We start from the raw sequence: 12,737 nt of genomic DNA on the forward strand, positions 1-12,737 counted from the left end.
CGCCGTCTTCTACTTCTGTGCCGTCGGCTAGGGTGACTGTGCCTAGTGTTGGTAGTCCTGTGACTGTGATGGTGAGGTCGTCTGAGTCTATGTCGGTGGGGGCTTCTAGACCTAAGCCTGTGTCTGTAGTGCCTTCGTCTACTGTGATGGCGCTACTGTCTGCTTCGGGGGGGTCGTTGATGGGGTTAATTGTGATGTCTGTGCTTCCGGTTACTGTTTCTGTGCCGTCGCTGACACTATATGTAAAGTCTCCGGGGTCGTCTGTGCCGTTGTAGTCGGCGGGGGCGTCGTATTGTAATGTTGTGAGTTGGGCTTGTGTGAGTACATCGCCGTCTTCTACTTCTGTGCCGTCGGCTAGGGTGACTGTGCCTAGTGTTGGTAGTCCTGTGACTGTGATGGTGAGGTCGTCTGAGTCTATGTCGGTGGGGGCTTCTAGACCTAAGCCTGTGTCTGTGCTGCCTTCGTCTACTGTGATGGCGCTACTGTCTGCTTCGGGGGGGTCGTTGATGGGGTTAATTGTAATGTCTGTGCTTCCGGTTACTGTTTCTGTGCCGTCGCTGACACTATATGTAAAGTCTCCGGGGTCGTCTGTGCCGTTGTAGTCGGCGGGGGCGTCGTATTGTAATGTTGTGAGTTGGTCTTCTGTGAGTACAGTGCCGTTGGTGACTTCTGTGCCGTCGGCTTGGGTTACTGTGCCTAGTGTTGGTAGTCCTGTGACTGTGATGGTGAGGTCGTCTGAGTCTATGTCGGTGGGGGCTTCTAGACCTAGGCCTGTGTCTGTGCTGCCTTCGTCTACTGTGATGGCGCTGCTGTCTGCTTCGGGGGGGTCGTTGATGGGGTTAATTGTGATGTCTGTGCTTCCGGTTACTGTTTCTGTGCCGTCGCTGACACTATATGTAAAGTCTCCGGGGTCGTCTGTGCCGTTGTAGTCGGCGGGGGCGTCGTATTGTAATGTTGTGAGTTGGTCTTCTGTGAGTACATCGCCGTCTTCTACTTCTGTGCCGTCGGCTAGGGTGACTGTGCCTAGTGTTGGGAGTCCTGTGACTGTGATGGTGAGGTCGTCTGAGTCTATGTCGGTGGGGGCTTCTAGACCTAAGCCTGTGTCTGTGCTGCCTTCGTCTACTGTGATGGCGCTACTGTCTGCTTCGGGGGGGTTATTATCACTAATATCAACACCAACTGTACCCATACTCATTCGCGGACCGGGACTACCTTGATCCGCATCATCTGTATCTGGATCGTCATCTTCTGTGTTACCATCATCAATTGTGTATTTAATAGTTACTGACTCAGACACTCTAATAGCGGTTTGACCATAGGCAATATTCTGTAATGCTAGGTCAACTCGATCGCCAGTAGCATTACTATTGAATGTTATGTTTAATTCGCCATTGCTATTAGTAAATGTACCAATAGTAGTAAAAGTACCATCACCATCATCATCGACTCTCAAATCTCCACCTACTGCTAATTCTAATACTCCAGTATCGCCACTACTAAATTCATCGTCACTATTCGCTCCTCCATCTCTTGCCAAAGTAAGAGTAGCACCGTTGTAATTATCTCTTTCATCTAATTCTGGGTCTGTAATAGTGGCATCACCGTCTAGAATAACTGGACCGCTTGGAGTGACAGTGATAGTATTGTCCAGGTTTTGAAAAGCAGGAGGATCATTAACAGGAATAACGTTAATCGTAGTTGTGGCAGTATTACCCGCATTGCCTTCTGTATCAGTTAACTGAATATCTACTTCCCTTGGAGTTCTGTCTGGTGTGTCACTGGGATTCGTAAATTGAATTGCTTTGAGAGCTTCTTCAAAATCATCTGGGGCGGCTCCTACATCTGTATCATCTGCTGTCAAGGTAATAGCGGTAATAGTACTTGCACTACCATCACTAACATCAATGATATCCCCATTCTGGTCTCTAGCAGTTATACCAACAGGTAAAGCTGAAGCTAAGAACAACGTATCGTCAGTTTGAATAGTGTCGGAAGTCAGGGTAATAGTTGCGCTTTGAATATTTCCACCATCCAATGGCATTGAATTTTCAGGTGTCCCTATTAGTGTTGCCCCATCAAAATCTCGGAGTTCTACACTATCATCAACTATACCAACACCAGGATCGCCTTCAGTAAAGGTTTCTTCATAAGTGAAAGCAGGAGTATCAGGATCGTCATCAGGATTAATAAACGGAACTTCAAACGGCGATGGTTGTCTTGGGTCTGACATTCCATCGTTATTCCTTGTATCTTCAGCATTAGCAACGAAAGTCGCTGTGGGAGAACCTGTCTCATAACCATCAACACGATAAAATTCTCCTACGTTGTTACGGCTAACATAGAAATTGCCATCACGATCTATCCATGCAGCACCAAAATCCTGTCCACCAGGCAAATTAGATACTGCTGTTCTAGTAATAGTATTATCTTGTAAATTGATTGTATATAGCCTACCATTATTATCTGTTCCGTAGAAGAATTCGTTGTCATCACCATCTCTTCTGTATACTATATCTACAACTCTCTCTAAGTCATCTCCAGTAAGATTAATCTCTTCTTGAGCGCCAGTAGTCAGATTAATTTTTGTCAGTTCTGTATTACCTGTTCGTACCCAGAGATTACCTTGATCGTCTACATCCCCTGAATTTAATTTTTGAGTTCCAGTTAATTCTGGAAAACCTAAATTCTCAATTGTGCCATCAGAATTAATTCTAATAACATCTCCTGCTGTCTCCCCGTCGTCGTCATCATTATCTGTAATTTGAATTCCATAAAGAAAGTTATCTAGTATATTATACCCAGTGGCATTATATACAGGATCTACAGCGACTCCTAGTTCTTCATAGTCACCTGTGAGAGGATTATATATTCTTAGCTGACCAGAAATAACCTGATAAAAATATGGCTGTTGCTCAAATTCAGCTAGAATATGCTCCCACTGATGTTCAACCCGATCGCTAAATGCCAGACCAACCTCAATCTCACCTGTAGTAACTTCCAACTCCCAGTCACCACCTAAAGCAGCACTACCTGTTGGTCTAGCAGAAGCTGCAATATTTGCACCTGTTAGCTGATGCAGCTTTTCCAAAAATTCTGTACCTGTATCGGAAGCAGCGACATTACAACCATAGAGTAATATATTAGTCACCGACCAAGTTTCTAATTCTTCGGCATAACTATGATTAATACTATCAATATTTAATTGGCTATTACCCAACTGTAAACAACCTGGCGCACCGTGAGAAACTATATGTATGGATGATATTTGAGAATATTTCTTGATAACTTTGGTAATCTGCTCAATACCATTATCATTGGGGTGAAGAATAACTACTTTTATCCCTGACAAAACTTCTGTAGCTAAACCCTGATAATCCTCGACATGAGAGTCTATAAAGACTATTTGTTCCTCTGTTTTGGGTTCGGTCGAAAAACCAAAGAATTCGATAGATTTTTTGGTAGATAAGGATTGATAGATGTTGATGGTAGACATTGGAAATGTTCCCTTAAAAATAGATGGTAGATAGATGTTGATTTGTTGAAGTAGCATTCAGCTATCAGCACTTCGGCAGTCAGCATTTTTAGGGTGTATAATGGGAGATTAAAACCCCATAAAAAGCGCACCACTAATTTTTTCAAATATAGTGGGGGACTTAAACCCTTGATTTTTTTTAGCGCTCCAGCTAAATGCTGTTTGCGCAGCATTCCGGAACGGAAAAGCTGATAGCTAGTTAACCTTGTCTATATTATATATAGACGATTTTTTTAACTAGGTGTTTCTCTGGTTATATACTACGCCAAATGTATTAGAAATAGATTAGAAAGTAGAGTCCTAGCCTCTTCTTAATTATCTATAAATCTTAATTTTAAGACAGACAGCAACTGGAATGCTTCCTCCAAATGGGTGATTATGATGTGAACATCATTTGATTATTTACAAATATTATTTTATTGTTTACAGATATTAAAATTTATTGTGTTCCTATTTAGTTTTTCAAGACTAATTTTCAGAGCAAATGATATAGAAATTCATAATATACACCATTAATTTTTCTCCAGCCAGCATAGAATGGATTATTTTTTCTTTACTTTTTCTCAAAGATCAACAAACAAAGCTGATAACTAAATGCTAATTTATATAAAGTTACTCAATCAGTTTAAACAAGGCTAATATACTTATTTATTTTGTTATATCAAGTTTAGCTAAATGTCATATCATTTCTAGTTAAATACTGAATAAATAATTGCTTAAGAGTTAGACCGGGCAGCATTATCTTTAGCTACCTAAAAGTTTCTATAAAATTACTTAATCAGTATAAATAATTAGACCTCTCCAGAAAAGAGGGAACAGGGAGAATTAGGAGAATTAATTGATAATTTATGGATAATAATTGATTTTATTTTGGATTTTTGAAGATGTATATTGCTTAAAAGTCAGACTGGGCAGCATTATCTTTGGCGACCGACAAAATCTGATTAAATCTGGAGTTTAGACTATATAGACATCTCCAGGAAAGAGGGAATAGGGAATAGGTATGGAGGGAATAGGGACTGGAGTTGAGACTAATTACAGCGGGCCGAAAAGTTGCCTAGGGAGAGTAGTGAGATAGTTGAACTTAGACTGAAACTATTTCTGCATTAGCATTGCGACGACTTTTAAGTTAATTATCCCCCCGCCTGTGCTATGGGGTAACTGCCCACCTATTATGAATTATTCAGCATTGACATACTCTCCGGCGATTAGGCGCGGAGATTCTCCTGAAACCAGGATTCTTGGTTCAATGAGTCCACTTAAACTAAACACCTTGCGGCATCTAGTCCAGAGATGGTTCTCTCCCCAAGCGTTTGCTCTATTTCAAGAGCCCGTTCCCGTATGCCCTACGGTACAGTTCAAACCTTAAAAAAAACTTTGGTTCTCTGATACTTGTTGCTTAGAGTTTTTCTATGTACAAGCATTACTGTACAAAACTCCATAACTCTACTTTTCAAGGTGCAAACGCTACAGTTAAGTAGCTATAGGTTTTTAGAGCGGTTGAATACCTTTCCGCTGTTTCCACTATAACACAAAGTCCCCCTGGAAGGGGGAGGCTTTCAACCCAATTTTCCGGTAAAAATTAATGTCCCTTTTGCCGCTTCTAAACTATCACCAATTTTTTGCCCATCGTGAAAAGCAGCCAAAATGACATCGCAAGTTTTTCCCCAAGCAATTATGCCGTTGGCATCAATAGCGATCGCTCCTAAGTCCCTTTGATGTTCGTGAGCTTCAGCAAATGAACGTTCAAAAGCTGCTTTGAGCGAAAAACCATCTGTTACCCGAATCACAATTTTGGCGGCCAAACATTCATCAATAATATCTTCTCCAATACCCGTGCAACTAACTCCAGCACTGCCAGTGGCATAATTTCCGGCAGGCATAGCCGAGTCACTTACACGACCAATCTTTTCAAAACCTTTTCCACCAGTAGAAGTTCCCGCAGCTAATCTCCCTTCTTTATCTAAGACTACCACTCCGATAGTGCCAGTGCCTGGAGATTCTGCCACGACATTTGCCATCTTTCTACTAAAGCCTTGTTTGCGGTCTTCTAGCCATTCGTTTAATCGTTTATCTGTGAGGGGGTTGTAAACAGGCATTTGTAGTTCCCGCACAAATTCAGCAGCTCCATTGTCTGATAGTACGCGATCGGGTGATGTTTGTAGTGCTTTGGCCAATTCAATGGGGTTTTTAATCCGGGACACATTGATCGCCCCACTAAACCGATTATTTAAACCATCCATCAAGGAAGCACTCATCCGAATCTGGCCATCAGATTGTAGGACTGAACCAGTCCCAGCATTAAATATGGGGTCATCTTCTAATAGTTGACAACCACGGACAACTACATCAATGGCCTTTGCATCGCTCAGAAGCAAGTTATGTAATTCATCTACTATTCTATGGAGAGATTTACGAACTGTTTCTAATCCTCCTTTTTCTTCAAGGGAACTACCTGCACCGCCATGAATAATTAGTTTTGGTTGCATTTTTTGTTGTGATTAACTACAGAATCATTAAATTTAGGTATGAGGCTATATGTCAATTTGTTTGTCAATTTTTGACTTACGTCGCCGACACCTTTCAGAGCAATATTTGACTTCATCCCAACAATCAGCCCATTTTTTTCGCCAGGTAAAAGGACGATTACATACGGGACATATTTTACTTGGTAAGTCAGATTTAGATTTAGCCTTTCCCATGATATGATATTCAGTCTATATAGTAATAAATAGTGAATGTTTCAGAGTGTAAAAAAAGCATTGTTTATATTAACTTTGCTAGTTTTTTGCTGTTCTGATTTTTGCTTTTTTTTGCTATACCTATTAATTATTGTATAGCATTTCCCAAGCTAGTAAGGTAAAAAAATCTAGGTTTTAGGGAATAGGGAACAGGAAACAGAAGAGAAATAAAGATAGGTGTATCTCATTAGATATTTCCAGAAAAGAGGGGATAGGGAATAGGGATCCCACCCCCAATCCCTCCTGGGAGGAGATTAATTGATAATTTATGTACGATAATTGATTTTATTTTTGATTTTTGGAGATTCCTATTAGTCTGAGAAACTCTATGCCGAAAAAAGATGATTTTGAGAGTTTAAAATTTATCTACTTATTTTAAAATATCAAATCTAGACTCCTAACTAGGAACTATTTTTCCTTCTACCAAGAGGAATATACAGGCAAAGGTTGGGAATTTTAGATATTTTTTTTCTTCTTGATTAATTTATTCAAAAATGAAGACTTGTAAAAACTTATTGACCAATATTTTTCCTTATGTATTGCTTTTGATGATGACGGCGATCGCTCTTTATTTGACTAGACCAGTTTCTTTACAAATTCGCTGGAATGATGAAACACTTTATTATACTGTGGCTCAAAATATTGTGCGTCATTTTGATTTTAATAGTCATCATTATTTAGCTAGTAGTATTATCGAAAAAGGCTATCCTACTAAGGATACTCATTTGCCTGGTTATCCTTTAATTTTAGCTGTTGGTTTTTTGATTGGTGGTATTAATGAAAGAACGCCGTTTTTTGTAAATTATTTGCTACTGATGATAACGATGTTTCTCATCTTTATAGTTGGCAAAAATATATTTAATCAATGGGTTGGTTTTGGAGCTGCTTTGATTTACTTGATTTATCCTTACACTCTAGTTTTGACTCATTCGGTAATGACTGAAATATCTGCTGCTGCTATTGTTATGGTGGCTGTAGTTCTATTATTTTTACAAAAAGAGGGTTGGTTAAAAGGTATATTTTTGAGTTTAGTAATAGCTTTAGCATATCTAATCAAACCTTTTCTTTTAACCTTACTTCCTGCTAGTATTGCTGTTTTATGGATAAGTAAAAATCAAGATTACAAACAAACTTTATTGAGTTTATTATTTTCTTTGACATTATTATCAATCACGGTGTTAATTCCTCTTTCTCAAAATCAAGAAATTTATCCTTATGCAGCAACAAGAATTTTATCTCAATCTAGTTTGACGAATATGTTCAGAATGATGGGCGAAAATTTTTTATTCAATTGCAGTCTCATCATTAATTTTAAACAGTTTCCAGTCTATACAACAATTACTCTATCAATGTTGCTGCTATGGGGTATTTCTTTAGCAGTATTTACTCCTACAATTGAACGAAATAAATTTACCGAAAAATTCAGGTATAAAGCCTCTCCATTTATGGAGAAAAAAGCGGTCGTTTCGGCTGTCGCCGACATGAAAAGCGGAGCTTCCCGTAGGGTTGGATGGCGAAGAAACCTTGCCATATCTAATCAAGCAAGAGAAGAAAAAAAATCCTTTGATCCAATCCTCTTATTTATAAGAAGAGGTAATTCTAAATTCTTAATTTTAAATTCTAAATTCTTGAAATATTTTCAAGCTTATAAAAATTTATGTATTTTTAGTCTAATTAGTTTTATGCCAGCTTTATTAGCAGTTTTTTTACTTTATCAATATATTGATATGGGGATTCGAGGGTTGGCAGTTTTTTCTCCATTAATGGCAATATTATCAGTGGCAAGTTTATGGTTATTAACTTCACAATTACCAACTAAAAAGATACTTGCTATAGGATTAGGAATTGTTGTGTGTTTAAGTTATTCAAATTTTGTCACATTTCACAAATTAAAAAATCTCCAACGACGACAGTCTGAACGTTTATATACTTATAGTTCCCGGGTGCAAAAAGTTATTTCAAAATTGCAAATTAAGCCACAAGTAGTAATATCAGAAAAAAACTTTTATCTAGCGATCGCTAATTATCCAACTCAAGTAATTTGGCAATTACCTCAAACATTACAGGAACTACGAGAAGTAGAAAAAAAAGTGAGAATAGAATTGATAGAATTAAAAGACTCTGATCCAATTTTTCAAGAAAATTTACAAGTTTATAATAATGTCAACCTATTAGATAATCGTTATATATTGCAATACCAATACCAAAATTTTTATTACTATTTAAGATTGAGTCAGTAATATACATCAAATAAAATGATGTGATAAATATGGCAGTATATTTTGTCAAGTATTAGCCGTTTTTTCAGACAAAATAAAATTCTTATATTGATATAAATTTCTCTCTTATAAATTTTTGCTCCTAGCATTCCAATAGAAACCGGACCAGGGCGTTGCTGAATCAAGCTATGAAACTTACAGCAAATTAGATAGATTTTGGTTAATAATTTTAGTAGATAATTTATATAGAAAATTTGTCCTTATATCTTTCAGTTTGAAATATTTGCGCAGCATTTCGTAGGAAAGTTTTGCTCTTCCAAACCATGTTTCTTCATATCGTTTTGTTTGTATAGAATGACCCAGGAAGTCTTGAGTTTTCTTAGATAATAACTTATATCATGTCCGCTAGTATAGTTTATGTAAATCTAAGGGTGAATATCTACAGAAAATTTAAGTTTTTTCAGACTTTTAAGTCTTCTGTTCTAGATGACTAAAGCCTTCTTCCTTCTTCCTTCTTCCTTTCCTTTACCGAAAAATTTTAGTCTAAAGCCTCCCCTTTTAAGGGGATAATAAGCGGTCGTTTGCGCAGCATTCCGTAGGATGGGATGGCGAGGTCTCCTCGCCATATCCAATCGACCAAGAGAAGAAAAATTTTCATAATTAGTCAATCCTATCCGTTTTAAAGGAGAGGTAATTGTTAATTATTAATTATTAATTATTAATTGTTGAAAATACCGATACTACTGGACTTGATATTACTTAAATTTCGATAGCAAAGCTCATCCATCTACGGAGCATTCTGTAGGAAAAGAGGCGAATTTTTATACCAAGTGTGAAAAAAGAATACTACAAAAAAAAGATGATAAAAAATGAATGACTATTTCCATTCATAAAAAGTAGACCTAGAAAAGCGAGACTTAAATTCTAATTTTTCGGTCAGTATAAATTCACTCTTTTTCTCTCTAGCTTTTTCTATCTTTCTAAAATTTAACCAAAACTATATAACCAACCATCCCGACCACAAATTCTAATAATTCCATCCCATACAATAGGGGTAGATTCAAAAGACACTTTACCCGTAAATTTGCCAGCTTCTTCTACTATTAAGCGGAAAAATTCTCCTTGAGCATTAGGTAAAACATTTCCCTCGTCAGGTTTAGCAAATTCCCAATTCAAATTAAATATATAAACCCCATTATATCCAGCAGTTACCAATTTATTTCCATCAGTAAAAATTGGCGTTGAAATTGAGGGACCAATTTTCTGCTTAAACAGAATTAGAGGAGTATCATAACTAAACTTTTTCAAAGGTCCTTTAACTTTATTTCCTGTAGTTAAATCTTGGGAACCAATATATAGATATCCATCAATAGCATTAGTAGCAAATAAAGCTGGAAATTCACCATAATTATTATATTCATCATTCAAAGCTACCGACCCAATAATACCTCCTAACCAACTATTAAACTTAATATTACCTGTAGGCAAAAACCATTCTACACTTTCCTGATTTTTTTGATTAGGGTTTAATTTCACCACCCCACCATTTCCAGGAATAAATTGTTTTTCAATCGCACAAAATAATTTACCAGCTTTAGAAATAGCAACAGTACCATCTAAATCTGAACCTGTATAAAAATCCCAAACTATCTTTTTACTCTCTATATCAATACCATAAATATGTCCGGAACCCGCTGCTAAAAAAATTCTATTACCCAATCTAGCGGGAGATGATTCAGAGACAATATTTCCCCCTTGTCTTTTAGCATCACTATCCACATAAAGTTTGATTTCTGATAATACTTCTGGCTGCAGAATAGAAGATTTTATTTTAGCTTTACTGACAGAACTATTAATAAAATAACCAATAGCATTTTCCCCAGCATTGAAAATTAAATTATTTTCCAATAACAAAGCAGAACTATCATTATCGCGACTATAACTACGAGTCTTTCTAATATCTAGTTGCCAAATTTCTTTTCCTGTCCTAAAAGAAATAGCACGAAAACTAGGAGCAATTCCTCTTTTTGGTCTCCCAGTTCTACTGCCTTGTAAAATCACAATACGATTTTCTTCATTGGCAGTTTCATCAATATAAACCGTACTCGAACCTTTAATCACATCATCAAATTTATATTGCCAAACTTCCTGATTATTAGCAGCATCTATTTTGCGTAAAATATAGTCATAACCGCCAATAACTAAATAAGTTTTTCCACGGTCTTTAGTAACAGTTGGTTGTCCAGTCCATCCAGCTCCACTCCAAACTTTTCTAGTTTTACCGACATAAGTTACACCTGTTCCTAATTTAAACTTATCTAGAACTTGAAAATTATCTGGTGTACCACGACCATAGAATCTTCTTTGGTCATTTCCCAAATATGTAGGAATTAATAAATCAATCTCTGGGTCAAGATAAGCAAAAAATTCTTTGATTTTATTCTCTAATAAATTTTCTGACAAGTTGAGATTTAGATATTTTGATAAAATTGGAGCTATTCCCGCTCCTAAAGAAAATTGGATAGCAATTTTATGGAAGTTTCTTCTTGAGTAATTCATAAATTATTGAGGAAGGAAAAAAGTGGAAGTAAAAATATTTATACCATTTCTCAAAAACTTTTCTACATTTTATTGAGCATAGTACCCACCCCTAACCCCTCCCAGGAGGAGGAGTAGGTAGGGACCTTGCATACAACGTCCGTACAGGGAGAAATAAACATTATAATAATTAGTATTAGCTAGCTAATAATCATCAAAAAAGTGATTTTTATCGAATTATTAAGTAAATAATTGAAGTGTTACAAAAGTATCGCATTGCTTTTAGTGATTGGTATTACATATTGATGATTTTTGAGAGTAAATAGAAATATAAATTACGATTGCTAATATATAGTTAAGGTGGGATTACTCTTATATAAAAAACAAAAAAATCAATAATTTATTTAGCTATACTAATCCTCTTCCTTTTTGGTATAAGGTAAGCATTTCCTGCGGAATGCTACGCAAACAGCCGTCAGCTATCAGCTAGCCTCCTATGGTCGGAACTGCGTTATCAGTTTTATTACTTTTAAAGGAGAAAAAAGCAATTTTATCAAAGGTTCAGAGTACGAATCTCTGGTTGAGAATTTAGTAGAAATTAAATGAATACTTGCTTTATTCATTAGACATCTCCAATCATAAAAAATCAAATCAATTATCCCACAGTAATTATCTATTCTTTCCCCCTACTCCCTATGTATGGAGGAAATGTCTATTAAAAAGCTGATAACTGAATGCTTACGGTATTAAGTGGCAATTGATTATTCATAATTAATTCTTGAATAAGAGAAAAAAATGTGAATCAATTATTTTTTATCTACCTTCTCGAAAGACAATAAACGGGTGCATCTCAATATTTGTAAAAATACTTTTTTCCTATTCCCTGTTCCCTAAAAGCGATAAATTTTTGGCTTTATTCAAAATTTAGATGTAAGCATTTCCTGCGGACTGCTGCGCAAACAGCCGTCAGCTATTAGCTAGCCTCCTAGGTCGCAACTGCGGACTTCAGCTATTAATTTTGGGTCTGGGTAAAAGCAACGTTTGAAGTTGAAAAATAATAAAAAGTTACTGCCAAAGTCCCAGAAAAAAACCTTAGAACTAATGTAAGCATTCAGCGGTCAACTATCAGCTATCAGCTTAATTATCTTTAACGCAAGCTAGTCGTTCTTGTACTTCAATTTTCTGGGTTGAAAATGTAGTCAAAGTCAAACAAATGTTTGCTTAATTATATCTCTGGCCAAAAAATAATTAAATCAATTCAAGATATTAAATCAACAATTGAATCTCTTTATTTCCTATCCCCTGACTTCTGCAAGAAGTCTATTCATTAAAAAGCTGAGAGCTGAATGCTTACTAACTAATTATTCATTACTAAGCAAACATCAATTAATTTTAAGTCTGGGTAAAAGCAAATTTTGAAATTGAGAAATAATAAAAATTTACCGAATAATTAAGATTTAAAGCCTCTCCTTGAAAGGAGAAACAAGCGGTCCATGGATAGCTAAGAGACCTCGCCATATCCATGAGACCAAGAGAAGAAAAATTTTTCATAATTAGTCAATTCTCTTCTTTTCAAGGAGAGGTAATTGTTAATAATTAATAATTAATAATTAATTATTAATTGTTGAATATCATGCGTCCCCTTGCCAAACCTGAGAAGTAATTATTCATTACTAATTGCTGTTTGCGTAGCATCCCGCAGGGAAG

5 protein-coding genes are annotated in these 12,737 nt (G+C 36.4%); 1 reads left to right on the forward strand and 4 read right to left on the reverse strand.

Annotated elements, in window-relative coordinates; translation table 11 throughout:
• From F6K15_RS35780 to F6K15_RS35790, 3 genes are all read right to left on the reverse strand, one after another.
• Nucleotides 1-3,493 (reverse strand): DUF4347 domain-containing protein (locus F6K15_RS35780; protein WP_293070559.1); only part of this gene is annotated, 3,493 nt, incomplete at its 3' end.
• 1,598 nt (nt 3,494-5,091) lie between these two features.
• Nucleotides 5,092-6,021: an isoaspartyl peptidase/L-asparaginase gene (locus F6K15_RS35785; protein ID WP_293070560.1), complete on the reverse strand. Its 930-nt coding sequence runs from the start codon at nt 6,019-6,021 to the stop codon at nt 5,092-5,094.
• A 45-nt stretch (nt 6,022-6,066) separates the two neighbouring features.
• Nucleotides 6,067-6,234, reverse strand: a complete 168-nt coding sequence (locus F6K15_RS35790) for a DUF2256 domain-containing protein (RefSeq protein WP_293070562.1) — start codon at nt 6,232-6,234, stop codon at nt 6,067-6,069.
• Between the two features lie 533 nt (nt 6,235-6,767).
• Here F6K15_RS35790 and F6K15_RS35795 point away from each other — a divergent pair.
• Nucleotides 6,768-8,513: a glycosyltransferase family 39 protein gene (locus F6K15_RS35795; protein ID WP_293070564.1), complete on the forward strand. Its 1,746-nt coding sequence runs from the start codon at nt 6,768-6,770 to the stop codon at nt 8,511-8,513.
• A gap of 966 nt (nt 8,514-9,479) precedes the next feature.
• On the opposite strand, the gene F6K15_RS35800 is transcribed toward F6K15_RS35795, so the two are convergent.
• The gene (locus F6K15_RS35800; RefSeq protein ID WP_293070566.1) at nt 9,480-11,051 is read right to left on the reverse strand and encodes a PQQ-binding-like beta-propeller repeat protein; all 1,572 of its coding nucleotides are present in this window, start codon (nt 11,049-11,051) and stop codon (nt 9,480-9,482) included.
• Nucleotides 11,052-12,737: the final 1,686 nt, after the last annotated feature.

It is taken from the genome of Okeania sp. SIO2B3, assembly GCF_010672525.1.
GTDB lineage: Bacteria > Cyanobacteriota > Cyanobacteriia > Cyanobacteriales > Microcoleaceae > Okeania.

What these genes read in the sequence shown, in the direction of transcription:
- F6K15_RS35785 (WP_293070560.1), bottom strand. Translation starts at nt 6,021, where the DNA reads ATGCAACCAAAACTAATTATTCATGGCGGTGCAGGTAGTTCCCTTGAA.
- F6K15_RS35790 (WP_293070562.1), bottom strand. Translation starts at nt 6,234, where the DNA reads ATGGGAAAGGCTAAATCTAAATCTGACTTACCAAGTAAAATATGTCCC.
- F6K15_RS35795 (WP_293070564.1), top strand. Translation starts at nt 6,768, where the DNA reads ATGAAGACTTGTAAAAACTTATTGACCAATATTTTTCCTTATGTATTG.
- F6K15_RS35800 (WP_293070566.1), bottom strand. Translation starts at nt 11,051, where the DNA reads ATGAATTACTCAAGAAGAAACTTCCATAAAATTGCTATCCAATTTTCT.